This is a genomic window from Caulobacter sp. RHG1 (assembly GCF_013181195.1).
Lineage (GTDB): Bacteria > Pseudomonadota > Alphaproteobacteria > Caulobacterales > Caulobacteraceae > Caulobacter.
On record NZ_SMZP01000008.1, the window covers coordinates 334,935 to 358,458 of the forward strand.

The 23,524-nt window shown below is 68.5% G+C and carries 20 protein-coding genes; 11 read left to right on the forward strand and 9 right to left on the reverse strand.

Going from position 1 to position 23,524, the window contains the following annotated elements:
- The first annotated feature begins 39 nt into the window (after positions 1-39).
- Positions 40-2,154, forward strand: coding sequence for an ATP-binding protein (locus E1H18_RS21935; RefSeq protein WP_370526569.1), 2,115 nt, complete (start codon positions 40-42; stop codon positions 2,152-2,154).
- 10 nt (positions 2,155-2,164) lie between these two features.
- On the opposite strand, the gene E1H18_RS21940 is transcribed toward E1H18_RS21935, so the two are convergent.
- Positions 2,165-3,058, reverse strand: a complete 894-nt coding sequence (locus tag E1H18_RS21940; RefSeq protein WP_172272731.1) for a LysR family transcriptional regulator — start codon at positions 3,056-3,058, stop codon at positions 2,165-2,167.
- Between the two features lie 96 nt (positions 3,059-3,154).
- Between E1H18_RS21940 and E1H18_RS21945 the strand changes: the two genes are divergently transcribed.
- The 4 genes from E1H18_RS21945 (at position 3,155) to E1H18_RS21960 (ending at position 5,566) form a co-directional block, all read left to right on the forward strand.
- Positions 3,155-3,679, forward strand: coding sequence for a cupin domain-containing protein (locus E1H18_RS21945; RefSeq protein ID WP_241736137.1), 525 nt, complete (start codon positions 3,155-3,157; stop codon positions 3,677-3,679).
- Positions 3,676-4,458: a carboxymuconolactone decarboxylase family protein gene (locus tag E1H18_RS21950; RefSeq protein WP_172272734.1), complete on the forward strand. Its 783-nt coding sequence runs from the start codon at positions 3,676-3,678 to the stop codon at positions 4,456-4,458. Before E1H18_RS21945 ends, E1H18_RS21950 begins: the two co-directional genes overlap by 4 nt.
- Positions 4,455-4,904 (forward strand): putative quinol monooxygenase, encoded by a 450-nt coding sequence (locus E1H18_RS21955; RefSeq protein ID WP_172272737.1) that lies wholly within the window; start codon positions 4,455-4,457, stop codon positions 4,902-4,904. The genes E1H18_RS21950 and E1H18_RS21955 overlap by 4 nt, the downstream gene beginning before the upstream one ends.
- A gap of 71 nt (positions 4,905-4,975) precedes the next feature.
- Complete coding sequence (locus E1H18_RS21960) at positions 4,976-5,566, forward strand: cytochrome b (RefSeq protein ID WP_172272739.1); 591 nt, start codon at positions 4,976-4,978, stop codon at positions 5,564-5,566.
- A 7-nt stretch (positions 5,567-5,573) separates the two neighbouring features.
- Here E1H18_RS21960 and E1H18_RS21965 read toward each other — a convergent pair whose 3' ends face one another.
- Positions 5,574-6,080 (reverse strand): hypothetical protein, encoded by a 507-nt coding sequence (locus E1H18_RS21965; protein WP_172272741.1) that lies wholly within the window; start codon positions 6,078-6,080, stop codon positions 5,574-5,576.
- Between the two features lie 285 nt (positions 6,081-6,365).
- Between E1H18_RS21965 and E1H18_RS21970 the strand changes: the two genes are divergently transcribed.
- Together E1H18_RS21970 and E1H18_RS21975 are read left to right on the forward strand one after the other, a co-directional pair.
- Positions 6,366-8,657: a TonB-dependent receptor gene (locus tag E1H18_RS21970; RefSeq protein ID WP_172272743.1), complete on the forward strand. Its 2,292-nt coding sequence runs from the start codon at positions 6,366-6,368 to the stop codon at positions 8,655-8,657.
- A 169-nt stretch (positions 8,658-8,826) separates the two neighbouring features.
- Positions 8,827-9,429, forward strand: coding sequence for a hypothetical protein (locus E1H18_RS21975; protein ID WP_172272745.1), 603 nt, complete (start codon positions 8,827-8,829; stop codon positions 9,427-9,429).
- Positions 9,430-9,510: 81 nt separating this feature from the next.
- On the opposite strand, the gene E1H18_RS21980 is transcribed toward E1H18_RS21975, so the two are convergent.
- Entirely contained in the window at positions 9,511-12,477 is a 2,967-nt protein-coding gene (locus E1H18_RS21980; RefSeq protein ID WP_241736138.1) for a TonB-dependent siderophore receptor, read from the reverse strand.
- Positions 12,478-13,163: 686 nt separating this feature from the next.
- Here E1H18_RS21980 and nadA point away from each other — a divergent pair.
- The 3 genes from nadA to nadC are packed head-to-tail and all read left to right on the forward strand — an operon-like array spanning position 13,164 to position 16,651.
- Positions 13,164-14,252 carry a quinolinate synthase NadA gene (nadA, locus tag E1H18_RS21985; RefSeq protein ID WP_172272747.1) on the forward strand — a complete coding sequence of 363 codons (1,089 nt, stop codon included), beginning with the start codon at positions 13,164-13,166 and terminating at the stop codon, positions 14,250-14,252.
- Positions 14,253-14,288: 36 nt separating this feature from the next.
- Positions 14,289-15,806, forward strand: coding sequence for an L-aspartate oxidase (locus E1H18_RS21990; RefSeq protein WP_172272749.1), 1,518 nt, complete (start codon positions 14,289-14,291; stop codon positions 15,804-15,806).
- Positions 15,803-16,651, forward strand: a complete 849-nt coding sequence (gene nadC, locus E1H18_RS21995) for a carboxylating nicotinate-nucleotide diphosphorylase (protein WP_172272751.1) — start codon at positions 15,803-15,805, stop codon at positions 16,649-16,651. Before E1H18_RS21990 ends, nadC begins: the two co-directional genes overlap by 4 nt.
- Here nadC and E1H18_RS22000 read toward each other — a convergent pair.
- From E1H18_RS22000 to E1H18_RS22015, 4 genes are all read right to left on the reverse strand, one after another.
- Complete coding sequence (locus tag E1H18_RS22000) at positions 16,648-17,067, reverse strand: MAPEG family protein (protein WP_172272753.1); 420 nt, start codon at positions 17,065-17,067, stop codon at positions 16,648-16,650. The genes nadC and E1H18_RS22000 overlap by 4 nt on opposite strands.
- A gap of 74 nt (positions 17,068-17,141) precedes the next feature.
- Positions 17,142-18,533, reverse strand: a complete 1,392-nt coding sequence (locus E1H18_RS22005) for a methyl-accepting chemotaxis protein (protein ID WP_172272755.1) — start codon at positions 18,531-18,533, stop codon at positions 17,142-17,144.
- A gap of 211 nt (positions 18,534-18,744) precedes the next feature.
- Positions 18,745-19,593 carry a prephenate dehydratase gene (locus tag E1H18_RS22010; protein WP_172272757.1) on the reverse strand — a complete coding sequence of 283 codons (849 nt, stop codon included), beginning with the start codon at positions 19,591-19,593 and terminating at the stop codon, positions 18,745-18,747.
- Positions 19,590-20,318 (reverse strand): 3-deoxy-manno-octulosonate cytidylyltransferase, encoded by a 729-nt coding sequence (locus tag E1H18_RS22015; RefSeq protein ID WP_172272759.1) that lies wholly within the window; start codon positions 20,316-20,318, stop codon positions 19,590-19,592. Before E1H18_RS22015 ends, E1H18_RS22010 begins: the two co-directional genes overlap by 4 nt.
- 165 nt (positions 20,319-20,483) lie before the next feature.
- On the opposite strand from E1H18_RS22015, the gene E1H18_RS22020 reads away from it, so the two are divergent.
- Positions 20,484-21,179 carry a cytochrome c family protein gene (locus E1H18_RS22020; RefSeq protein WP_172272761.1) on the forward strand — a complete coding sequence of 232 codons (696 nt, stop codon included), beginning with the start codon at positions 20,484-20,486 and terminating at the stop codon, positions 21,177-21,179.
- A gap of 100 nt (positions 21,180-21,279) precedes the next feature.
- Here E1H18_RS22020 and E1H18_RS22025 read toward each other — a convergent pair whose 3' ends face one another.
- The gene (locus E1H18_RS22025) at positions 21,280-22,113 is read right to left on the reverse strand and encodes an NlpC/P60 family protein (RefSeq protein WP_172272763.1); all 834 of its coding nucleotides are present in this window, start codon (positions 22,111-22,113) and stop codon (positions 21,280-21,282) included.
- Positions 22,110-23,516, reverse strand: coding sequence for a M17 family metallopeptidase (locus E1H18_RS22030; protein WP_172272765.1), 1,407 nt, complete (start codon positions 23,514-23,516; stop codon positions 22,110-22,112). Before E1H18_RS22030 ends, E1H18_RS22025 begins: the two co-directional genes overlap by 4 nt.
- Positions 23,517-23,524: the final 8 nt, after the last annotated feature.

Consider the following 23,524-nt stretch of genomic DNA (forward strand, 5'->3'; position numbering starts at 1 on the left):
GTCCATGCTGTTGGCAAGACATCTTTGCGGGGAGCGGAGATGGAGAGCAAAGACACGTCAATATTCGCCCCGAATCCCTCGCCTCCCGAAGAGCGAGGACGCACCCACGCGCTGATTAGCGCTTGGCTCATACCCAAGGTTCCACCGCCCTGGCCGCTGTGTGCGCTGGCCGCCCTGATCGGGGTGGCGATGGCCGTGCTGATGCGCGTGAGCCTGCTGGGCCTGCAGGGCGGCGTGGGGGCGACGCAGCCGTTCTTCCCGGCCGTGATGCTGGTGACGCTGTACGCCGGCTGGCGCTGGGGTTTGGTTCCGGTCGTGGCCGGCGCGGTGTTCGGCTGGTGGCTGTGGGGCGGCCGCCAGGGTCAGCCGCTGTCGGAGGAGGAGCTGGCCACCATGGTCATCTATCTGCTCTGTGCGGTCATGGTCGTGGCGGTCGGCGAAGGCCTGCGCGGCGCCCTGCGCGGCCTGACGGAGGCGCGCGAGACCCTGGCCCAGACCGAGGACCGCCTGCGCCTCACCCAGACCGCCGCCGGCGCCGACGCCCGCGGTCGCGACCAGGCCGAAGACCAGATGCGCGAGAGCGAGGCGCGGTTCCGGAACCTGGCCGACAGCGCCCCGGCCCTGATGTGGGTGTCGCGGCCCGGCGGGGTGCGCGAGTTCGTCAACCAGGCCTATGTCGCCTTCACCGGCCACGACTATGACGACGCGGTGGCCATGGACTGGCGCACGCGACTGTACCCCGAGGATCTGCCGGGCATCTTGAAGGCCCAGATCGCCGGCGAGGCCTCGCGCAAGCCCTTCGAGCTGGAGGCCCGCTATCGCCGGGCCGACGGCCAGTGGCGCTGGCTGAGGTCGTTCTCGCAGCCGCGGTTCGATCCGGCCGGCGGCTTCCTGGGCTTCATCGGCATCGCCTTCGACACCACCGAGGCCAAGCTGGCCCAGAGCGACCTGACCCGGCTCACCGAGATGCTGGAGGAGCGCGTGGCCGCCACCGTGGTCGAGCGCGACGCGGCCCAGGCGGCGCTGATGCAGGCCCAGAAGCTGGAGGCCATCGGCCAGCTGACCGGCGGGGTGGCCCACGACTTCAACAACCTGCTGACGGTGATCATCGGGGCTCTGGACGCGGTCGAGCGCCATCCGGGCGACGCGGCCCGGCGCGAGCGGATGCTCACGGCGGCGGCCGCGGCGGCCAAGCGCGGCGAGAAGCTGACCCAGCACCTGCTGGCCTTCGCCCGTCGCCAGCCGTTGAAGCCGGAGGTCTGCCGCGTCGACCGCCTGATCGCCGAGAGCGAGAGCCTGCTCAAGCGCGCCCTGGGCGACGCCTATGGCTTCCACCTGCGGCTGGGGGCGGGGGTGCGCTCGGCCAAGATCGACGCCGGCCAGTTCGAGGCGGCCCTGCTGAACCTGGTGGTCAACGCCCGCGACGCGACGCCGCCGGGCGGATCGGTGACCATCGAGTCCCATCCGCTGACCCTGGTCCGCAAGCAGGGCGAGCTGGAGCCAGGCGAGTATCTGCGGGTCAGCGTGCGCGACACCGGCATGGGCATGGACGCGGCCACCCTGGCGCGAGCGGTCGAGCCGTTCTTCACCACCAAGGCTCCCGGCCAGGGCACGGGCCTGGGCCTGTCCCAGGTCTACGGATTCGCCCGCCAGAGCGGCGGCGGGGTCGAGATCGAGAGCCAACCCGGCCAGGGCGCGACTGTCTCGCTGCTGCTGCCCGAGGCCGCGACGCTGCCGGCCGAGGACGCCGCCCCTCGCCGCGACCGCATCCAGGCCCAGACGCCATCCCACGTGCTGCTGGTCGAGGACGACCCCCAGGTGGCCGAACTGATCGACGCCATGCTGGCCGATCTGGGCCACACGGTCGTGCGCGCGGGCTGCGTCGAAGAGGCTCTGAAACGGCTCGACGAGGATGAGGGCGTGCAACTGGTGCTCAGCGACGTGATCATGCCCGGCGGCCGCAGCGGGGTGGACCTGGCCGAGCAGTTGGCCGCCACCCGTCCGGGCCTGCCCGTGGTCCTGTGCTCGGGCTATACGGGCGGCGACCAGGGCCGCGCCCGCGCCGGCGACTGGCCCTTCGTCACCAAGCCGTTCTCGCTGGAGACCCTGGCCCAGGCGCTGACCGAGGCGCAGGGACGGGTGCGACCGCACTAGGGGCGCGGCCTCACCCCGTCCAGCGCAGCGCCTCCACCACCGTGGCGAAGGCCAGCGACTGCTGTCGGCGGTGCGGGAAATAGAGGTGGTAGCCGGAGAAACGCGGGCACCAGTCCTCCAGCAGCCGGACCAGCCGGCCGTCGTTCAGCGGCTCGGCGACATGGTCCTCGGGCAGAAAGCCGACGCCATAGCCGGCGACGGCGGCCGCCGCGACCAGTTGCGGACTGTTGAAGGTCAGCCGCCCCTCGACCCTGACGCTGAGCTCGCGGCCGTCCTTTTCGAACTCCCAGGCATAGAGGCCGCCCAGGGTGTTGAGCCGCAGATTGATGCAGTCATGGCTGGCCAGATCGTCCGGCGCGGCGGGGCGCGGACGACCGGCCAGATAGGCGGGCGATGCGACCGCCGCCATCTGCAGGTCGGGGCCGATCCGCACGGCGATCATGTCCTTGGCCACCTGTTCGCCCAGCCGCACCCCGGCGTCGAACCGCTCGGCGACGATGTCGGAGAGACCGGCCTCGATGAACAGCTCGACCTTGATGTCCGGATAGCGCGGCAGCATCCGCTCCAGCGCCGGCCACAGCAGCATCGTCGCGGCGTTCTCGCTGGTGTTGATGCGCACCGTGCCGGCCGGCCGGTCGCGGTGCTGGGTCAGGCCCTCGATCTCGGCCTCGATCTCCTCGAGCCGCGGCGCCAGGGTGCGCAGCAGGCGCTCCCCCGCCTCGGTGAGGCCGACGCTGCGGGTGGTACGGGTCAGCAGCCGCACGTCCAGCCGCTCCTCCAGCGCCCGGACCCGGTGGCTGAGGGCCGATTGCGACAGTCCCAGCTGCGCCGCGGCGCGGGTGAAGTTCCGCTCGCGCGCCACCGCCGCGAACGCCGTCAGGTCTCCGAGATCAACCCGCGCCATTTATCGATATCCTGCATAGGTCCATGCAGCTTTTAGCAGCTAATCACCAAAGCGGCCTCTCCCTAGACTATCGGCTCGGGCAAGCGCGAGGCCGGCATGACGAGCAGACGAGAGACGATCGCGACCGCCCTGGCCGCCACCGGCTGCCTGCTGTTTCCCGCCTCGCGCGCCGCCGCTGCGACCAGACCGATAGGAGTGTCCATGATCCTCAAACGCGCCGGCTCCCAGCCCTCGCTGAAAGGCCCCGAGCAGACCTTCACGGGCGTGGTGCGCATCGACCCGCTGCACGCCGCCGAAAGCCCGGCCCGAGTGTCGGCCGGCTCCGTCACCTTCGAGCCCGGCGCCCGCAGCGCCTGGCACACCCATCCGCTCGGCCAGATCCTGGTGATCACCGCCGGCTGCGGCTGGACACAATGCGAAGGCGAGCCGATCGTCGAAATCCGCGCCGGCGACGTCGTCTGGTGTCCGCCTGGCCACAAGCACTGGCATGGCGCGACGCCGACCACCGCCATGACCCACATCGCCATCCAGGAAAGCCTCAACGCCTCGGCCGTGACCTGGCTGGAGAAGGTGACCGACGCCGAATACCTGGCCGGCCCGCCCGCCGGCGGCGCCGCATGACGTTCCTTGCCGCCCTCACCGCCGGAGCCCTGCTGATGTCCACGGCCGCCCAAGCCCAACAGCCCACCCCCGCCGGTCGGCGCGTTTCGCCCGACCAGGTGCGCGCCGTCGCCCCGGCGCTCGAGGCCCATACGCAGGAGCGGCTCTATGGCGAGATCTGGCGCCGGCCAGGGCTCAGCCCCCGTGACCGCAGCCTCACGACGATCGCCATGATGATCGCCCGCGGCCAGCAGCCGGCCCTGACCTACTACGCCGATCAGGCCCTGGAGAACGGCGTCGCCCCGCGCGAAATTTCCGAGACCATCACCCACCTCGCCTACTATTGCGGCTGGGGCGCGGCGATGGCCGCGATCGGCCCGGTCGGCGAGGTGTTCGCCCGGCGCGGGATCGGCGCGGACCAGCTTCCGTCGGCGACGCCGGACCTGGCGCCGATCGACGCCGCCGGCGAGGCCCGGCGCGCCCAGACCGTGAGCGACCAGTTCGCCGCCACCTCGCCCGAGCTGGTGGGCTACACCACCGACTATCTGTTCAAGGATCTGTGGCTGCGTCCCGACCTGGCGCCGCGCGACCGCAGCCTGATCACGGTCGCGGCCCTGATCGCCGCCGGCCAGACCGCCCAGATCCCGTTCCACCTGAACCGCGCGATGGACAACGGCCTGACCCAGGCCCAGGCCTCGGAGATGATCACACACCTGGCCTTCTACGCCGGCTGGCCCAGCGCGATGTCGGCCCTGCCGGCAGCCAGGGACGTGTTCGCCGCCCGGGCCGCCGCGCGATGAGCGGCGCGGCCTGCCTGGGCCTGGGTCTCGCCGCCCTGGCCGCCGTGGCGCCGCCGCCGGTGGCGCGCGCCGAACCCCTGATGGTGCGCATCGCCGAGCTGGAGATCGATCCCGCCCAGCTCGACGCCTACAAGGCCAGCCTGGTCGAGGAACAGGAGGCCTCGGTGCGGCTGGAGCCCGGCGTCATCATGCTGCACTCGGTCGCGATCGGCGATGCGCCCCACCAGATCCGGCTGCTCGAGGTCTATGCCAGCCGCGCCGCCTACGAGGCCCACCTCAAGTCTCCCCACTTCGTGAAGTACAAGACCGCCACCCAGACGATGGTGAGGTCCCTGCGCCTGGTCGAAACCCAGCCGATCCTGCTGTGCGCCAAGTCGGCAGGGCTGGAGGGCGGCCCCGTCACCTGCCTGGACGGGACGACGGACGCGCTGGACCGGCGCAGATAGCGCCCGGCGCATCCCTGGCGTAAGCGGTCGCACGTATCTGCGCCGCAGCGCGCCAACCTCGCGTGACGACCATGACCACCGCCGACCAGATCTCGCCGAAGACCAATCCCTGGCGCGACACCGCGCAGCGCTATGGCCTGGTCAGCCGGATCCTGCACTGGGCGATGGCCTATCTGCTGATCTGGCAGTTCGTCGGCCTGCTGACCTGGAAGATCTTCGGCGACAGCCCGATCGCCCGGACCGTCTCGTCGCTGGGCCCCAGCCACGGCGCGGTCGGGCTGCTGGTCTTCGTGCTGGTGATGGTCCGCGCCGCCTGGTGGCTGTCGGGTCGGTCGGGACGTCCGCCGCACGCCTCGGGCTGGGAAGGTCGCGCGGCGCTCTTGGCCCATGTGACGCTGTACGGCCTGATGTTCGCCATTCCGGCCCTGGCCCTGTTGCGCAGCTATGGCGGCGGCAAGGGCTGGAAGATCGGCGCCGTGCAGCTGATCCCCGAGACCGGGGTCAAGGTCGCCTGGATGATCGCGCCGGCCGACCGCCTGCACGGGCTGCTGGCCTGGGGTCTGTCGATCCTGATCCTGGGCCACATCGGCATGGCCCTGGTCCACCGCTTCGTGCGCAAGGACGGGACCCTGGCGCGCATGGCCGGATCGCTGCGCGCCTAGTCTTCGACTATCCCGGGCACGATCCCAGGCGGCGGTATTCGTGTCGCCAGGTCGCGGCGGGGACCGAGCCGGGCACGGCGGGCGTCTTCACCGACACGACCCAGTGCTCCTCGTTGCCGCTCTTCTCGATCAGGATCGGCAGGTCTCCGGCCGGCGCGTTGACGCCCAGCGCCGGGATCTGGACCGCCGGACAGTGGATGACCCCCTCGGCCTTGGTCGCGAAGTCGCTCTTCATCTGGATCTCGCAGGTATAGTCCTGGCCGCTGGGCGACGCGGCCTGGTTGATCATCTGCGTCAGGGCCGCCTGCGAGACGCAGCCCTTCTCGCTATAGGGCTTGGCGGCCGGGTTGGCGGGGATGGTGGCGAAGCTGTGCTGCCACAGGCCCGGCTTGGCGGCCTTCATCACCTGCAGCGTCGCAAGGTTGGTCGACTGGCCCGCCGCCATGACGACCGGCGCCGCGGCGACGACGGCGAGGCCGATCAGGATCTTGCGGGTTGGGATCTTCGAGGACATGCGCGCTCCAGCTCTGCTGCGGCGCGGTAACGGCTGAGTTTCCGGACGGGTTCCGACGCCAGGACCATTCGGTTGAGCAGAACCGATTCCCTCGCCCTTACGTAGCTTCCATGAACCGCAAGTAAGTAAACCTTCACTGAAGTGACATCGAATTTGCCTATAGCGCGAGCACGCTAAGGCTGGGGATGCTTAGTGCGGCGTCAGAGACGAATCGCGCGGGCCCCGATAGCTCCGGCGCACTTCCCAAGACGGCCGAAAACGGCCGCGAACAAGGTGTCTCTCAACATGCGTTACCAAACCTCCCGCAAGCTGGCGTTCCTGCTGGGCGCGGCCGTGTCCGTCATGGGCATGGCGACCGCCGCCCAGGCCCGCCAAGCCGACGCCAACACCGCCCTGGACGAGATCGTCGTCACCGCCGAGCGCCGCTCGGTGAACCTGCAGAAGACCCCGCTGTCGGTGGCCGCCGTCGGTGGCGACCAGCTGCGCGCCGTTCAGGCCGGCGGTGAGGACATCCTGGCCCTGTCGGGTCGCGTCCCCAGCCTCTATGCCGAAACCACCACGGGCCGGATCTTCCCACGCTTCTACATCCGCGGCCTCGGCAACATCGACTTCTACCTCGGCGCCTCGCAGCCGGTGTCGATCATCCAGGACGACGTCGTCCTCGAGCACGTGACGCTGAAGTCGAACCCGATCTTCGACGTGCGCCAGGTTGAAGTGCTGCGCGGCCCGCAAGGCTCGCTGTTCGGCCGCAACACCACGGCCGGCATCGTCAAGTTCGACAGCATCCGCCCGAGCGAAGACTTCAACGGCCGCTTCTCGGCCTCGTACGGCAGCTACGGCACGACCACCTTCGACGGCGGCATCGGCGGCCCGATCGCGCCGAACCTGATGTTCCGCGCCTCGGTCCTGTACCAGCACCGCGACGACTGGGTCGACAACACCTTCGCCGGCGTCAGCGCTGACGGCACCAAGACCCCGCAGAAGAACGCCATGGGCGGCTTCGACGAAAAGGACGTGCGCCTGCAACTGCTGGCCACCCCGAACGAAAAGCTGACCGTGCTGGCCTCGGCCCACGCGCGCGACTACGACGGTACCTCGACCCTGTTCCTGCGCAACGCCATGACCAAGGGCTCGAACAAGCCGAACGCCCCGCGCGACAGCGTCGCGTACGACGAGGCCAACAACAACCAGCAGGCCTACCAGATGGCCGGCGCCTCGCTGAACATCGCCTACGACTTCGGCGGCGTGACCCTGACCTCGATCAGCGCCTACGAGACCGCCAAGGGCAAGAGCCGCGGCGACACCGACGGCGGCGCGGCGGCCAACTTCCCGGTCGGCGGCGTTCCGAACGGCTTTGGCCAGTCGATGGGCCAGCTGCGCGACCTGGACCAGCTGACCCAGGAAATCCGCCTGGCCAGCAACGGCGAAGGCAAGCTGAAGTGGCAGGTCGGCGGCCTGTACTTCGACTCGCGCGACACCACCGACTTCTATCAGCGCGGCTATTTCCTGCTGCCGACCTCGGCCGGCTACAACCCCAACAACTGGGTGCGCCTGAACAACCTGAACACCTCGTGGGCGGTGTTCGGTCAGGCCAGCTATGAGGTCACCGACGCCCTGACCATCACGGCCGGCGCGCGCCAGACCTACGACGCCAAGAAGACCGTCCTGGCCAAGACCTCGAACAACGCCGCCGGCGTGTCGACCTACAACGGCCGCCGCTACGTGCGCATGACCGATGAACAGCCCAGCTGGGACCTGTCGGCCCTGTACCAGGTCAACCCGGACTTCAGCGTCTACGCCCGCGTGGCCAAGGGCTTCCGCGGCCCGACCATCCAGGGCCGCTCGGCCGTGTTCAACGCCGACTTCACCACCGCCGACAGCGAAACCATCCTGTCGTGGGAAGCCGGCTTCAAGAGCACCCTGCTGGACAACACCCTGCGCTTCAACGCCTCGGCCTTCACCTATGAGGTCAAGGACATCCAGCTGAACGGCAACGACAGCAACGGCAACGGCGTGCTGTTCAACGCCGACAAGGCCAAGGCTTACGGCGTCGAGGCCGACCTGGAATGGCGTCCGGTTCCGAACCTGCTGCTGACGGCTGGCGCCAGCTACCTGCACAGCGAGATCAAGGACAAGCGCGTCTACGCCCAGGTCTGCGCCCTGAACGGCGTGGTGGTCTGCACGGTGGAAAACCCGACGATCAAGGTCGGCGCCAACACCTTCGCGCAGATCGACGGCGAGCCGCTGCCGAACGCCCCGGAATACAACCTGAACTTCACCGGTCGCTATGACATCCCGGTGTCGGACAGCGGCCGGGTGTTCGTGGCCACCGACTGGAACCTGCAGGGCTACACCAACTTCGTGCTCTACAAGACCCGCGAGTTCTACTCGAAGGGCAACTTCGAGGGCGGCGTGAAGCTGGGCTACGAGAACCTGGACAAGGGCTACGAGATCGCCCTGTTCGGTCGCAACATCACCAACGAGAAGAACCTCAAGGGTGTGATCGAGAACTACATGGCCGCCGTCTACAACGAGCCGCGCGTCGTCGGCGTCTCGCTGAGCGCCAAGTTCAACTAAGCCTTTCCTCCCCTGCGAGGCCTTCGGGCCGAGCATGACTTCAGCCGTCTCGGAGCTTGCTCCGGGGCGGCTTTTTCTTGGGCACAAGGCCAGGCGCTCAACCTTAGGATTGTCCGAGCGCAAAATTCGGGATTAAGCTGAGGGTTCCACAGTCCATTGGAGCCTTCGCATGCGCTCGTCTTGGTCCCTGCTCGCGGTCGCTGCGACCCTCGCCCTGCCCGCTCTCGCTCACGCCGCCCCCGACCCGTTCGCGCAGTTCAAGCGGGCTTGCGTCGATGGCAAGGCCAAGCCGGCCGCCATCGCCGCCGCCGTCTCGACGGCCGAGGGGGGCTGGCGCCAGGTCGACCGCGCCACCTGGTCGCGCCAAGCGGCCGACGGTGAATACCGGCTGGTTTCCGGGGTCGAGCAGCTGGAGGTCGGCGAGCGTCGCACCTGCACCCTGATCGGCCCGGCCAATCTGAGCGTCGACGCCCAGGCCCGCGCCTGGGCCGGCCAGCGTCCGTCCGCCCATCATGGCGACACGACCACCTATCTCCTGATCGACGCCGCCCGGAAGCCGCGCACGCCCTCGGCCGAGGAAGCCAGCAACTGGCGCAACGCCGACCGGATCTCGGGCCTGGCGGTCTCCACCGCCGCCGACACCACCACGCTCAGCTACGCCAGCTTCACCGCCAAGACGGTGCCCCCCTATCGCGAGCCATTCACGCCGCCGCCGGAGCTGAACTTCAGCTACGCGGCGCGCGTTCTGCACGCCCCCGACAGCCCGCGCTGAGGCGCAAAAAGAAAGGGCCGGCTCCTTTCGGAGCCGGCCCCTGACTGACCCGAAGGTCCGCCAAGCCTGGTATGCTCAGCCTTAATAGGCGAAGCGGACGCCGACCTTGAACGTCCGGCCGATCAGGCCGGGGAAGTGGAAGGCGCTCAGGTAGTTCGGGTTCGAGCTGTAGGCGCCCGGAGCAACCGGGGCCGAAGCGTCGAACACGTTGCCGATGTTGCCGTAGACCTGGACCTGATCGGTCACCTGGGCGGTGGCGTTCACGTCGACATTGACGAAGCTCTTGATGTGGCAGAACTTTTCGCCCATCGCAGCATCGCCGTTGTTGTACAGGTTGCCCTTGGCGCAGCTGGTGTCTTCGTAGACGTCGGCGGCGACCTGCTTAATCTTGCCGACATAGTAGGCCGTGGCCGACAGCGTGTACTTCTCGCCGAACGCCAGGGTGTTCTGCCAGTTGCCGCGCCAGTTCGGCGTGCCGTTACCCGCCGACAGGCCGTTCGGGCCCAGCGTACCGGCGTACTTCTGCACCTTGCCATCGGCGGTGTGCAGGTCCGACTGGATCACGTGGGTGACTTCCATGCGGCTGGTCCACCGGATGCTGTCGGTGATCGGCGCCTTGACCGTAGCGGCCAGGTCGACACCCGACGTGATCTGGTAGTTGGCGTTGACGAACGGCGCATTGATGATCAGCACGCGCGGCAGGGCGGTCGGGAACAGCGGGTCGACGCCGTCGACGACGTTGCACGAGTAGCCCGGGCCGATGGCGGCGACGGCGGCGCAGGCCTCCGTCACATTGGTCTTGCTGAAGTAGGCCGCGCGGGCCTGGGCCATCAGCGGACCCGAGACGATCAGGTCGTTCTTCTTCACGTTGTAGTAGTCGACCGTCATGCTCAGCCAACGGGTCGGCTCATAGATCGCGCCGGCCGTGAAGCTGCGCGACACTTCCGGCTTCAGGTCCGGGTTGCCGTTGTAGCCGCCGCCGATCGAGTACTGGCCGGCATAGGGGTTCTTGTTGCCGCCGGTGACCGTGCCGCCGTGCGCGTTCTGGAAGGCGGTCGGCGGGGTGTAGTTCGAGAAGCCGGCATATTGCGAGGCCGCGCTGGCTTCGGCGAAGGTCGGGGCGCGGAAGCCCTTGGCGAACGTACCGCGCAGGGCCAGTTGACGGATCGGCGTGTACTTCACGCCAACCTTCGGCGAGAAGTGACCGTAGCCTTCCGAGTAGTGGTCGTAGCGACCCGACACGTTGACTTCCACCTGCTCGAGAACCGGGGCCAGCACTTCGAAATAGCCGGCGCTGACGGTGTGTTCACCGGCGGCCGACGAGGTGGTCAGGGTCCAGGTGTCCAGGCGAGCGTTCTGGTTGCGGTTGTTCAGCTCTTCGCGACGGACCTGGGCGCCGACGGCCAGCTGCATGTCGCCGCCGGGCAGGGTCCACAGGCGCTTGGTGATCGAGCCTTCCAGCGACATCAGCGACGAGCTGGACGGCGTGGTGATGTCCGGCGAGATCGACTGACGCACGGCGGCGGTGTTCTTCGACGGATCGACGAAGTTGTACGAGCCGGTGTTGATGGCCTTCAGCGTGTTGGCGATGTTCAGATAGCCGCGCTGGGTCAGGCGCAGGTTGTCCTTGGCGCCGACGGCTTCGATGCGCCAGTTCCAGTCGCCGCCGAAGTCGCCGCTCAGGCCGGCCGTGCCGCGGATGACGTCGTTGCGACGCGCGCTGCTGACCGGAATGTCGCTGAACAGGTAGTAGATGCGCGCCGCGCCGTTGGCCGGATCGTTGGCGTAGGCGGCCGCATAGGGGTTGTTCGGGTTCAGGCGGCGATCGGTCGCCACGGCGCAGTTGGTTCCCGTCGAGCAGATCCAGACCGGCAGGACCATGCCCGGGTTGTTCGAGGCCAGCGAGGCCGCGGCGCCGAAGGGCTGACGCAGACGCGTGCTTTGCGGCGCGCTGCGGATGTTCACTTCGTTACGCGAGAAGCTGCCGGTGGCGTAGGCTTCGATGTTCTCGCTCAGGCGGACGCTCAGGCGGCCGTTGAACGCCATGCGCTTCTGCAGCGGCGAGATCTGGTTGTACAGGTCTTGCAGATTGTACTTGCAGCTCGTGCCCTGGGCGGCGCCGGTGGTGACGGTGAACGTGCCGTTGGTGCAGTTCAGGTTCAGCGCGTCATATTGGCTGGTGAACGGCGAACCGGCGGCGCCGGCCAGCGGGTTGTTCAGGTCGGATTGGCCCACGCGCGTCACGACGGCGGTCGGCGTGACGGCGACCATGCTGCTGTCGGCGGCGTTGTTGTCGACGCCGCCGATCGGGGTCAGGTCGGTCGTGTTGAACGGGAAGCCGCGGCTGTGGTTCGTGACCCGGCCGTCCTTCTGGTACTCGGCGTTGATGTAGACGTTCCAGCCGCTGGCGGCGTAGTCGCCAAAGCCCAGGGTCAGGTCGCCGCGCTTGTGCTCGGCGTCGCCGCGGTCGCTTTCACCGGCTTCGAGGCTGCCGGCGACGCCGACGAATTGCTTCTTGAGCTTCAGGTTCACCACGCCGCCGATGGCGTCGGCGCCGTACGACGACGAGGCGCCGTCCTTCAGAACTTCGACGCGCTCGATCAGGCTGAATGGGATCGTGTTCAGGTCGACATAGGCGTTGTGGCCGTCATCGTTCAGCGGGAAGTTGGCCGATCGCAGGCCGTCGACCAGAACCAGGGTCGACGAAACGCCCAGGCCGCGCAGCGAGACGGCCGAGCCGCCGGCGCTAAAACCACCCTGGAAGCCGGTCGGGATCGAACCGGCGCCGTCGGCCGAGATCGAGCGAATGGCGTCGGCGGCGGTGCTGATGCCCGCGCGCTGCAGGGTTTCGGAGGTCAGCACGGTGACCGGCGACGGGGTCTCGGTGTCCGTACGACGGAACAGCGAACCGGTGACGACGATTTCTTCGACCTGCGTGTCGGCAGGCGCCGTCTGAGCGACGGCTTGGCCAGCGCCGAGCGTGGCGAACGCCGCGCCACAGATCATGGAGGAAGCGAGCAGGCGCTCCCGGATGGTCTTCGTATTCAAGGTACTCTCCCCAGAGTCACAAGCGCCGCGCGGAAGACGCACGGCCCTTTCCGGATCGCGTTCGGAGCCGGATTGGCGGGAGCTACGGACTGAAACGATCTTAGGTCAACGAACATTGCGACGACGAAATATGACACCGAACCGATGTCGCATTTAAGTCACATCATTAATAATATGTAACCCAATATCGGTATCAGAATAAAGTCGATGAATTAAAGCACAGTCATTATTGCAAATAATATAATCTATATGCGATATAGTTCAAATTTGGCCATTTTCACTATAATAAATACTTGTACATGAATTACTGTACAAGTAAAACATCAGGGCCATTGGCGAACAATTCTGCGCATCCGGTCTTGTTGCTAAATATTGCTTCTGAATTACCGATATGTAACGAAAAATTGCTGACAGGACAACGAAGCCGCGCAGCGATCGCGTCCTGCCCCGCTCCGTCGCCGCACTCTTGCCCGAGGAGCCCACGAGGATGCCGGACACCCCTCAGGTTTGGCTGAACCCGGGTTTGCATTCCGCCTTCGAAGGTCTATATGTGTGACAGACGAGTTATGCTCACTTTCAGCATAATGCTGACGGCATAACAGTGACGCCGGAACGGAATGGCCGATTCCGCCCCGGCGTTTTTTGAGACCCTGGAAATGCTCACTTTGAGCATAACGGAGGATCCCATGGCCGATGGTTTTGCTGCGCCGCTTGAGTTCACCGCTGCGATCGAAGCGGAAACCGCCCAGGTCTGGGACAAGGTCAAGCACCACGTCACCCCGATGGAGTGGCGCGCCCAGGCCCCGCTGATCTCGGCGATCAACCGTCTAAAGCGCGAGAAGAACGCCGCGATCCTGGCCCACAACTACATGACGCCGGACATCTTCCACGGCGTGGGCGACTTCGTGGGCGACAGCCTGGCGCTGGCCAAGGAAGCCGCCAAGAGCGACGCCAAGATCATCATCCAGGCCGGCGTGCACTTCATGGCCGAGACCAGCAAGGTCCTGTCGCCTGAAAAGAAGATCCTGATCCCCGACCTGAAGGCCGGCTGCAGCCTGGCCTCCTCGATCACCGGCGCCGACGTGCGATTGATCAAGGAGCGCCACCCGGGCATCCCGGTGGTCACCTATGTCAACACGACCGCCGACGTGAAGGCCGAGACCGACATCTGCTGCACCAGCGCCAACGCGGTGCAGGTGGTCGAGTGGGCGGCCAAGGAGTGGGGCGTCGACAAGGTCATCCTGATCCCCGACGAATATCTGGCCCGCAACGTGGCCCGCCAGACCGACGTCAAGATCATCGCCTGGGCCGGTCATTGCGAAGTCCACAAGCGCTTCACCGCCAGCGACATCGCCGACATGCGCGCCGCATGGCCCGGCGCCGAGGTTCTGGCCCACCCCGAATGCCCGGCCGAGATCCTGGAAGCGGCCGACTTCGCCGGCTCGACCGCGGCGATGAACGACTATGTGGCGGCCCGCAAGCCGGCTCAGGTGGTGCTGATCACCGAGTGCTCGATGGCCAGCAACGTCCAGGCCGAAAGCCCTGCGACCCAGTTCATCGGCCCCTGCAACATGTGCCCCCACATGAAGCGCATCACGCTGCAGAACATCTATGACGCCCTCGTTTACGAGCAGTACGAGGTGACGGTCGACGCCGACATCCTCGACCGCGCGCGCCTGGCCGTTCAGCGGATGATCGACCTGCCGCCGCCGGCCGTCCCGGCGCGGTACGACCTGGTGAAGGCCCGCCATCACGTCGATGTCGAGCTGATCTAGAACGCCTTCCCTTCCCTCTCCCCAGGGAGTGTTTCAGTGACCCAGCGTTTGGCTTTCGACGGCCCCGTGATCCTCGGGGCCGGTCTGGCGGGTCTCAGCGCCGCCCTTTCCGCGACGAAAGGGGCCGCCGGCAAGGCCCTGGTGCTGTCGCCGACGCCACTGGCCACCGGCTGCTCCAGCGCCTGGGCGCAGGGCGGCATGGCCGCAGCCCTGGCCGGCGACGACACCCCGGCCCTGCACGCCGCCGACACCATCGCTGCCGGCGCGGGCCTTTGCGATCCGGACGCCGTCACCCTGCTGACGCAAGAAGGCCCCCAGGCCGTGCGCGACCTGGCCGCCCTCGGCGCGCCGTTCGACCGCCAGCCGGACGGCGGCTTCGTGCTGAGCCTGGAAGCCGCCCACGCCAAGGCCCGGGTCGCCCGGGTCGGCGGCGACGGAGCCGGCGCGGCGATCATGGCCGCCGTGGTCGCAGCCGTCCGCGCCACGCCGACCCTTGAGGTCCGCGAAAACGCCCGCGCCCGCCGCCTTCTGCAGGACAAGACCGGCCGTGTCGTCGGGGTGCTGGCCGAAGTCGATGGCGCCCTGGTCGAGATCCTGTCCACGGCCGTGATCCTGGCCACCGGCGGCATCGGCGGCCTCTACGCCGTCACCACCACGCCCGCCCAGGTGCGCGGAGAGGGCCTGGGCCTGGCCGCCCTGGCCGGCGCGACGATCGCCGATCCGGAGTTCGTGCAGTTCCATCCCACGGCCATCGACATCGGCCGCGATCCCGCGCCCCTCGCCACCGAGGCCCTGCGCGGCGAGGGCGCGATCCTGCGCAACGCCGACGCCCGCGCCTTCATGGCCGACTACCACCCGGCGATGGAGCTGGCCCCGCGCGACGTGGTGGCCCGCGCCATCCATGCCGAACGAGAGGCCGGCCGCTGCGCCTTCCTCGACGCCACCCAGGCGGTCGGCGGACACTTCCCGAAAGAGTTTCCGGCTGTGTTCGAGGCCTGCATCAGCGGCGGCATCGACCCGCGCCGGGCGATGATCCCGGTCGTTCCAGCGGTGCACTATCACATGGGCGGGGTCGCGACGGATCTCGACGGCCGCGCCAGCCTGCCGGGGCTCTACGCCGCCGGCGAGTGCGCCTCGACGGGCGTGCAGGGCGCCAATCGCCTGGCCTCCAACAGCCTGCTGGAAGCGGCCGTGTTCGGCGCCCGCGCTGGCCAGGCGGCGGCGACGGAAGGCCAACACGGCGGCGCGCCGATCAGCCTTGAGCCCCTCCCCGACCTGCCCGACGCCGCCCTGCAGACCCTGCGCAAGGCCATGAGCCGAGACGCCGGCGTCATCCGCGACGCCGCGGGCCTGACCCGCCTGCTGGAGCAGATCCGCGCCTTGCCTGCCAATGCCCCGACCGTCGTCGCCGCCCGCCTGATCGTCGAGGCCGCCCTGGCCCGCCAGGAAAGCCGCGGCGGCCACTACCGCGCCGACTTCCCCCAGACGGGCGAAGCAGCGCGCACCTTCGTCACCCTTACGAGCGCGGACGCCGTCCGCTACGCCGCCGAATGACCATCACGCCTCTCGACGACCTGCTGATCCGCCCCATCGTCGACCACGCCCTGGCTGAAGACCTTGGCCTGGCCGGCGACATCACCGGCCAGGCCTGCATCGACGCCGACACCCGCCTGTCGGTCGTCTTCGCCAGCCGCCACGACGGACGGATCTCGGGCCTGGCCTGCGCGCGCCTGGCCCTGGCCGCCCTGGATCCGACCGCGACCTTCGAGGTCGTGACGCCCGATGGTTCGGACGCCGCGCCGGGCGCGATCCTCGCAAGGGCTGAAGGCAACGCCCGCGCCGTGCTGGCCGCCGAGCGCACCGGCCTGAACCTGCTGGGCCGCCTGTCGGGCATCGCCACCCTGACCCGGGCCTATGTGCGCCTGGTCGAGGGCACCGGCGCCACCATCGTCGACACCCGCAAGACCACGCCCGGCCTGCGGGCGCTGGAGAAGTACGCCGTGCGCTGCGGCGGCGGGGTCAATCACCGCTTCGGCCTGGATGACGCCATCCTGATCAAGGACAACCACGTCGCCGCCTGCGGCGGGGTCGGCGAAGCCGTCCGCCGGGCGCGCGCCCACGCCGGCCACCTGGTGAAGGTCGAGGTCGAGGTCGACGGCCTGCACCAGTTGGAAGAGGCCCTGAAGCACGGCCCCGACGTGGTCATGCTCGACAATTTCAGCCTCGACGACCTGCGCACGGCGGTGAGCCTGGCCAAGGGCCGCGCGGTGCTGGAGGCCTCGGGCGGGGTCAACCTGACGACGGTCCGCGCGATCGCGGAGACGGGCGTCGACGTGATCAGCGTCGGCGCCCTGACCCACTCGGCCCCGGTGCTGGATATCGGGCTGGACGCGATCTAGCCGAACACCTTCACCAGCTCGCGCACCACCATCGCCGCCAGCACGCCGGTCGACACCAGGAACAGCAGGAACCGCACCGCCACCAGGTTGACGCTGACCTGCACCAGGCTGTGCAGCACCCGGGCGACAACATAGACCCAGGCCAGATGCACGGCCATGCCGTCGGCGTGGCCGGCGACCTGAATGGCCAGGGCCGCCGCGTAGAAGATCGTCGGCTGCTCCATCAGGTGATTGTAGTTGTCGGCCGCCTGCCGAGCGCCGTCGGGCAGCGCATTCAGCGAGCCGGGGAACCGCGCGTCCTGCGGCTTGATCCCAGCCTTCTGCATGGCCGGGATCCGCTGGACGTACATCCACAGCCAGATCAGCAGCGACCACCCCACCAGCGCCATCACCGGCGCGATCATCGTCTCGTTCATCAACGGCCTCCCCATTTTGAGGGGAGGCTAGTCAGAGAACGGCGATACGGAAAGGGTGACGTTACGGCGGCCGATCAGGCCGCCCGGCCGGGCCGGCGGGCCTCCTGGCCGTCGCGGTTGAGGCGGAAGCGGGTGGTCAGAGCGGCCAGTTCGCCAGCCTCGCGGGCCAGGGCCTCGCTGGCGGCGGTCGACTGCTCGATCATCGCCGCGTTCTGCTGGGTGGCCTGATCCATGTGATTGACCGCGACATTGACCTCGCGCAGGCCGGTCGCCTGCTCCCGCGACGAGGCGGCGATGTCGGCGACCAGCTGGCTGACCGCGCCGACCTGGCCGATGATCTTCTCCAGCGCCTGGCCGGTCTGCTCGACCAGGCCCACGCCCTGGGCGACCTCGTCCGACGACTTGGTGATCAGGGTCTTGATCTCCTTGGCCGCATCGGCCGAGCGCTGGGCCAGCGCGCGGACTTCCTGGGCGACGACGGCGAAGCCGCGCCCCGCCTCGCCGGCCCGCGCCGCCTCGACCCCGGCGTTCAGGGCCAGCAGATTGGTCTGGAAGGCGATCTCGTCGATCACCCCGATGATGTTGCCGATCTCGCGTGAGCTGGCTTCGATGCCCGTCATAGCCTCGGTCGCCTGATGGACGATCCGGCCGCCCGTCTCGGCCGCCTGGCGTGCGCTGGTCGTCGATTCCGAGGCCTCGCGGGCGTTCTCGGCGGTCTTCTGGACGGTGGCGGTAATCTCGTCGAGCGCCGCGGCGGTCTCTTCCAGGCTGGCGGCCTGCTGCTCGATCCGGCGCGACATGTCGATGGCGGCCGACGAGATCTCGCGCGAACCGGCGGTCATGGCCGACACGCCCGTGGCGACGGTCGAGACCGCCGCCTCCAGCGCCGAGGCCGCGCTGTTGAAGTCGGCGCGCAGCTGCTCATAGGTCGCCGGGAACGGCTGGTCGAACTGGACGCGCAGATCGCCCTGGGCCAGGGCGTGCAGCCCGCCCGCCAGTTGCTCGACGACGCGGGCCTGGGCCGCCGCGGCGGCCTGCTCGGCCTCATGCGCCCGGGCCTGCGCTTCGCGCATCGCCACGGTCTCGCGGAAGTCCTGCCAGAACACCACCAGCACTTCGCGCACGCCGATCTTGGCGGGGATGACGGTGGCGAACACAGGCAAGGGTGAGCCGTCGAGGCGCTGGTGCAGCCATTCGAACCGGATATGCCCCTTGGCGAAGGCCTCGGTCATCCGCGAGCCCACCAGATCGGCCGAGCGCCCGCCGCAGGGCTGGAACTCGGGGGACAGCTGGGTGGGCGACACGCCGAGCAACGCCTCGCGGCTGCTGGCCATCAGCTTTTCCATCGCCGGATTGCAGTCGACGATCACCCCGTTCTCGATGACGTAGTAGCCGTCGGGGGAGTGCTGGAAGATGAACGCCGCGACGTCGAGTCGATCGGTGTTTTCGGGTTTCCGCCGGAACATGCGCGCCTCAGGCAAGGTGGAGTCGGCACGGACTTAAGACGTCAAATATTAATGGGAAGAAAAGGCTATCCACAGGGTTGTCAACAACCCCATGGAGCCCGCTAGTTGCATGCAAGCCCTTGCAAAACAACGATTTTCAGAAACAAAAGTGACACATGTCACCGTTCTGGGAGCGCTGGGGTCCGGGCGTCCGTGAGCACGCCCGTAAACCTTACCCGCGGTCGCGGAACGGGTCGGCCGGATAGACGCCCAGGATCTCGAACTTCTCCGAGAAGAACTTCAGTTCGTCGAAGGCCAGGGCCAGGCTGCGGTCCTCGGGGCGGCCGTCAACCTCGGCGTAGAAGAAGGTCGCCGTGAAGGCGCCGTTCTCCATGTAGCTTTCCAGCTTGGTCATGTTGACGCCGTTGGTCGCAAACCCGCCCATGGCCTTGTAGAGCGCGGCCGGCAGGTTGCGGACCTTGAACACGAAGCTGGTCACGCAGCGGTGGGTGAACGGCGGCGGCTCGGGATTTTTGTCAGCCGTCATCACCAGGAAGCGGGTGGTGTTGTGGCGCTCGTCCTCGATGTCGCGGGCCAGGATGTCCAGGCCATAGATCTCGGCCGCCAGGGCCGGGGCGACGGCGCCGCGGGTCGAGTCAGGCTTGAGGGCCAGGTCCTTGGCCGCGCCGGCCGTGTCGCCGGCCGCCTCGGTGCTGACGCCCAGCTTCTTGAGGCTGTGGCGGCACTGGGACAGGGCGATCGGCATCGAGGCCACGACCTTGATGTCGGCCAGCTTGACGCCCTTGTTGGCCATCAGCTGGAAGCGGATCGGCTTGAAGCGCTCGCCGATGATCTTCAGGCCCGAGGCCGGCAGCAGGTGGTGGACGTCAGCGACCCGGCCGGCGATCGAGTTCTCGATCGGGATCATGCCCAGCTGGGCTTGGCCCGTCTTGATGGCCTCGAACGCTTCCTCGAACGTCTTGCAGGGATAGGCCTCGTACTCGGGAAAGTACGTCCGGCAGGCCTCGTGGCTGTTGGCGCCGGGCTCGCCCTGGAAGGCGATTTTCTTGAGGATGCTCATAGGGCCTGCTTTCGGGCGGCTTCGAGGTCAGAGGGGTTGTCGACGGAGATCGGGGCGGTCGCTGCAACGGCCGCGCGGATCGTCAGGCCCAGCTCCATGGCGCGCAGCTGCTCCAGCTTCTCGCGCTTTTCCAGGGCCGAGGGGGCGGCGGCGTTGAACGCCGTGAGCGCCGCGCGGCGATAGCCGTAGATGCCGATGTGGCGCCACACGGGCGCATCGCCATAGAGCGTCGAGCGGGTGAAGTAGAGGGCGCGGCCGCTCTTCTGATCGGCTTCCATCGCCAGCACGGCCTTGACCACGTCGGGATTGGACCGGTCAGCGGGCGAGGCCTCGGGCGCGACGACGGTGGCGATGTCGGCGTCGCCATAGTCCTTAAGTAGTCGCGCGCAATCGCTCAGCACCGCCGGGTCGACGAACGGCATGTCGCCCTGCAGGTTGATGATCACGTCGTGCTGCGAACCCGGATCGAGCACGGCCAGCGCGGCCAGGATGCGGTCCGAGCCCGAGGGCAGGTCTGGATCGGTCAGCACCGCCGTCCCGCCAGCGGCTTGAACCGCCAGGGCGATTTCGGCGTCCCCGGCGGCCACGGCCACGGGGCCGATGCCAGCGGCCAGGGCCTGGTTCAGGACCCGGACGATCATCGGGACGCCGCCGATGTCGGCCAGCGGCTTGTTCGGCAGGCGGGTCGCGGCCATCCGCGCGGGGATCAGGACGATGGGCTTCATAGGCGGATGCGGCCTCAAATCTTTGCTGCCCGGTTGCGCGAGGGGCGGTAGCGTGTAAGAGACGCGAGCGCAACATGACGCACGTCTGGACTCGCCAGAGACCGCCGTGCGTCGCGGATTCAAGCCCGGCTTGCGAACGGGCTGACAAAGGGCTGACTAGGCTAGATGAGCGACCTGACGTTCAACAAGATCGCTGGCGGCGTGCTGCTGACCGGCCTCGTTATCTTCGGTCTGCGCGAAGCGTCGGACATCGTCTTCAAGAAGCATGAGCTCGAGAAGGCCGGCTACGAGATCGCCATCCAGGAAGAGTCGGCTGGCGGCGGCGCCGCCGCGGCCGACGTGCCGCCGGACTGGAACGCCGTGCTGACCCCGGCCAACGTCGCCGCTGGCGCGGCCGTCTCGGCCAAGTGCGCCGCGTGCCACAAGATGGACGCCTCGAACGCCAACTCCACCGGCCCGGGCCTGTGGGACGTGGTGGGTCGCAAGCCGGCCGCTCACGCTGGCTTCAACTATTCGGGCGCGATGAAGGACTTCTCGGGCAAGACCCCGGTGTGGGACTACGACGCCCTGTACCTGTTCCTGAAGGCTCCGGGTAAGGACGTCCCCGGCACCAACATGACCTTCGTGGGTCTGAAGAAGCCGGAAGATCGCATCGCGCTGATCGCCTATCTGCACAGCCTGGGCAGCACCCTGCCGATCCCGGCTCCGCGTCCGGTCGCCGCCGCGGCTCCGGCCGAAGGCGCCGCCGCCACGGAAGCCGCCGCCAACCCGCCGACCGGCGAAGCGGCTCCGGCTGCTGGCGCCGCGGCCGCTCCCGCCGCCCCCGCGGCTGGCGGCAACACGGCCCCGCCGAAGGTCTGATCCTTCAGCGCTCCTGATATCGAAGAGGCCGCGAAGCGAAAGCTCCGCGGCCTTTTTGCTTTTCCCCTCTCCCCCCGCTGCACCGGGGAGGATGATCAGCTCAGACCCGCCGATAGCCCAGCGGCGCCCCCGTGCCCGCCGCCTCGATGCGGGCGATGGCCTCGCTCAGGGGCTCAATCGCCGTCGCCATGTGGTGGGCGTTGGCGTGGAGGATGGTGTCGGGGTCCAGCAGGAGGGCGACGTGGCCCTTCCAGAAAACCAGGTCGCCACGCTTGCGGTCGCTCTCGACGATCTGGCGGAAGAAGGCGCGCTGCATGTCGGTGTCGCGCGGACAGGCGCGGGCGCAGGCGTAGAGGGCCTGCTGCACGAGGCCCGAGCAATCCAGGCCCAGGCTCTCGCGGCCGCCCCACTGGTAGGGCGCGCCCAGGAAGGCCTGGGCGACGGCGACATGGTCGCGATGACCGCGGCCGATCGGGGTCAGGTGCTCCTCGACGAACCAGCCCGTGCCGGCGCCCTTGGCGAACCGGCCTTCACGAGCCTCGACCGTGACCAGGGCGTTCAGGCTGTACAGTCCCTCCGGCCGCGACTTGATGTCGGGCTGGCTGAAGGCGTAGGTGCGGATCGCGCTGACCGCATGGGTCGGCGGATGGCCCTGTTCGATCAGGGCCGAGCTCGCGACATAGCCGACATAGCCGTCGCGGGCCGCCTGGCCCCAAACGAAGCCGTTCTTCTCCTCCAGCACCCGGAAGACCTCACCGAACAGCAGCTGATCCCACTGCTCGGCGTCGGGCGCGGCGTCGGCGCGGATGGCCGTCGAGGGTTCGGCGCAGACCATGACCCGGCTGGCGGCGTAGCGCTCGGCCGGGGCCAAGCCTTCCATCCGCTGGTCGGCCAGATCCGTGCGGGCCAGGGCAGTACGAGTGTCTAACGTCATGCGAACCGGCTCTTGATCATGGCGAAGGCGGCGCGGATGGCGTGAACCTCCGCTCCTACCGGGAATCCGGGGCGTCCCTTGGGGTTCCAGGCAAAGACGTCGAAGTGCGCCCAGGGGCCGACCTCTTCTCCATTTGGGGCGAAGCGCTGCAGGAACAAGGCCGCCGTCGTGGCGCCGGCCTGGGCCCAGCCGTCGGGGTCGTTCTTGAGATCGGCGATGTCGCTGTCCAGGGCCTCGCGATAGGCCTCGGTCAGGGGCATGCGCCACACCGCGTCGGACACCGTCTTCGACGCCGTCTCGATCTGGCCGGCCAGCTTGTCGTCCGGCGTCCAGAACGGGATCACGAACGGCCCCATGGCCATCCGGGCCGCGCCGGTGAGGGTGGCGAAGTCCAGGGTCAGGGCAGGCTTGAGCTCGGCGGCGCGGGTCAGGGCGTCGGCCAGGATCAGGCGCCCCTCGGCGTCGGTGTTGCCGACCTCCACCGTCAGGCCCGCGCGGGTCTGCAGCACGTCGCCCGGGCGCATGGCGTCGCCAGCGATGGCGTTCTCGACCACCGGGGTCAGGATCACCAGCCGCACCGGCAGCCTGGCCTCCATGACCATTCGGCCCAGGGCCAGGGCGTGGGCGGCCCCGCCCATGTCCTTCTTCATCAGCCGCATGCCGGCCGAGGGCTTGATGTCCAGACCGCCGGTGTCGAACACCACGCCCTTGCCCACCAGGGCCAGCACGGGGTGGTCGGGATCGCCCCAGGTCACCTCGATCATCCGGGGGCTGCGAACCTCGACGGCGGCGCGACCCACGGCGTGGATGGCGGGGTAGTTCTCCTTCAGCAGGTCGTCGCCGCGCACGACGGACAGCGTCGCGCCGTACTTCTGCGCGATCTCACCGGCGATGGTCTCGATCTGCAGCGGCCCCATGTCGTTGGCCGGGGTGTTGACCATGTCGCGGGCCAGGGCGCAGGCGTGAGCGAAGGCGGTCACGGCCGCGACGTCGACGCCCTTGGGGGCGACCAGGCGCGGGATCGGCTCGCCGCGCTTCTTGTAGCGGTCGAAGCGATAGGTCCCGAGCGCGAAGGCCAGGGCCGCCTGCTCCGGATCGATCCCGCGCGGCAGCTTGGCCAGGGCGTATTCGCCGGCCGGCAGCTTGCCCGCCAGGGTGCGAAACAGCGACAGATCAACGCGGCCGGAGCCCGTGCCCAGCAGCACCCGCTCGACCGCGCCGCTGGCGCCAGGCACGGTCAGAACCTGGCCGGCCTTGCCCGAGAACTTGTTCGCCGCCGCATAAGTCCTTACCGGCGCTCGCTTTTGCGCCAGGAACGCCTCGACCTCGCCCTCGGCCAGGGGGTGGACCGGGATCGCCTGCCCCTGAGCCTGCTCGAGGATCGGATGCGTCGCGTCGGTCATCGGCGGAA

Excerpts from the sequence above, each read along its gene's own strand:
- E1H18_RS21935 (WP_370526569.1), top strand. The coding sequence starts at position 40 with ATGGAGAGCAAAGACACGTCAATATTCGCCCCGAATCCCTCGCCTCCC.
- E1H18_RS21940 (WP_172272731.1), bottom strand. The coding sequence starts at position 3,058 with ATGGCGCGGGTTGATCTCGGAGACCTGACGGCGTTCGCGGCGGTGGCG.
- E1H18_RS21945 (WP_241736137.1), top strand. The coding sequence starts at position 3,155 with ATGACGAGCAGACGAGAGACGATCGCGACCGCCCTGGCCGCCACCGGC.
- E1H18_RS21950 (WP_172272734.1), top strand. The coding sequence starts at position 3,676 with ATGACGTTCCTTGCCGCCCTCACCGCCGGAGCCCTGCTGATGTCCACG.
- E1H18_RS21955 (WP_172272737.1), top strand. The coding sequence starts at position 4,455 with ATGAGCGGCGCGGCCTGCCTGGGCCTGGGTCTCGCCGCCCTGGCCGCC.
- E1H18_RS21960 (WP_172272739.1), top strand. The coding sequence starts at position 4,976 with ATGACCACCGCCGACCAGATCTCGCCGAAGACCAATCCCTGGCGCGAC.
- E1H18_RS21965 (WP_172272741.1), bottom strand. The coding sequence starts at position 6,080 with ATGTCCTCGAAGATCCCAACCCGCAAGATCCTGATCGGCCTCGCCGTC.
- E1H18_RS21970 (WP_172272743.1), top strand. The coding sequence starts at position 6,366 with ATGCGTTACCAAACCTCCCGCAAGCTGGCGTTCCTGCTGGGCGCGGCC.
- E1H18_RS21975 (WP_172272745.1), top strand. The coding sequence starts at position 8,827 with ATGCGCTCGTCTTGGTCCCTGCTCGCGGTCGCTGCGACCCTCGCCCTG.
- nadA (WP_172272747.1), top strand. The coding sequence starts at position 13,164 with ATGGCCGATGGTTTTGCTGCGCCGCTTGAGTTCACCGCTGCGATCGAA.
- nadC (WP_172272751.1), top strand. The coding sequence starts at position 15,803 with ATGACCATCACGCCTCTCGACGACCTGCTGATCCGCCCCATCGTCGAC.
- E1H18_RS22000 (WP_172272753.1), bottom strand. The coding sequence starts at position 17,067 with ATGAACGAGACGATGATCGCGCCGGTGATGGCGCTGGTGGGGTGGTCG.
- E1H18_RS22005 (WP_172272755.1), bottom strand. The coding sequence starts at position 18,533 with ATGTTCCGGCGGAAACCCGAAAACACCGATCGACTCGACGTCGCGGCG.
- E1H18_RS22010 (WP_172272757.1), bottom strand. The coding sequence starts at position 19,593 with ATGAGCATCCTCAAGAAAATCGCCTTCCAGGGCGAGCCCGGCGCCAAC.
- E1H18_RS22015 (WP_172272759.1), bottom strand. The coding sequence starts at position 20,318 with ATGAAGCCCATCGTCCTGATCCCCGCGCGGATGGCCGCGACCCGCCTG.
- E1H18_RS22020 (WP_172272761.1), top strand. The coding sequence starts at position 20,484 with ATGAGCGACCTGACGTTCAACAAGATCGCTGGCGGCGTGCTGCTGACC.
- E1H18_RS22025 (WP_172272763.1), bottom strand. The coding sequence starts at position 22,113 with ATGACGTTAGACACTCGTACTGCCCTGGCCCGCACGGATCTGGCCGAC.
- E1H18_RS22030 (WP_172272765.1), bottom strand. The coding sequence starts at position 23,516 with ATGACCGACGCGACGCATCCGATCCTCGAGCAGGCTCAGGGGCAGGCG.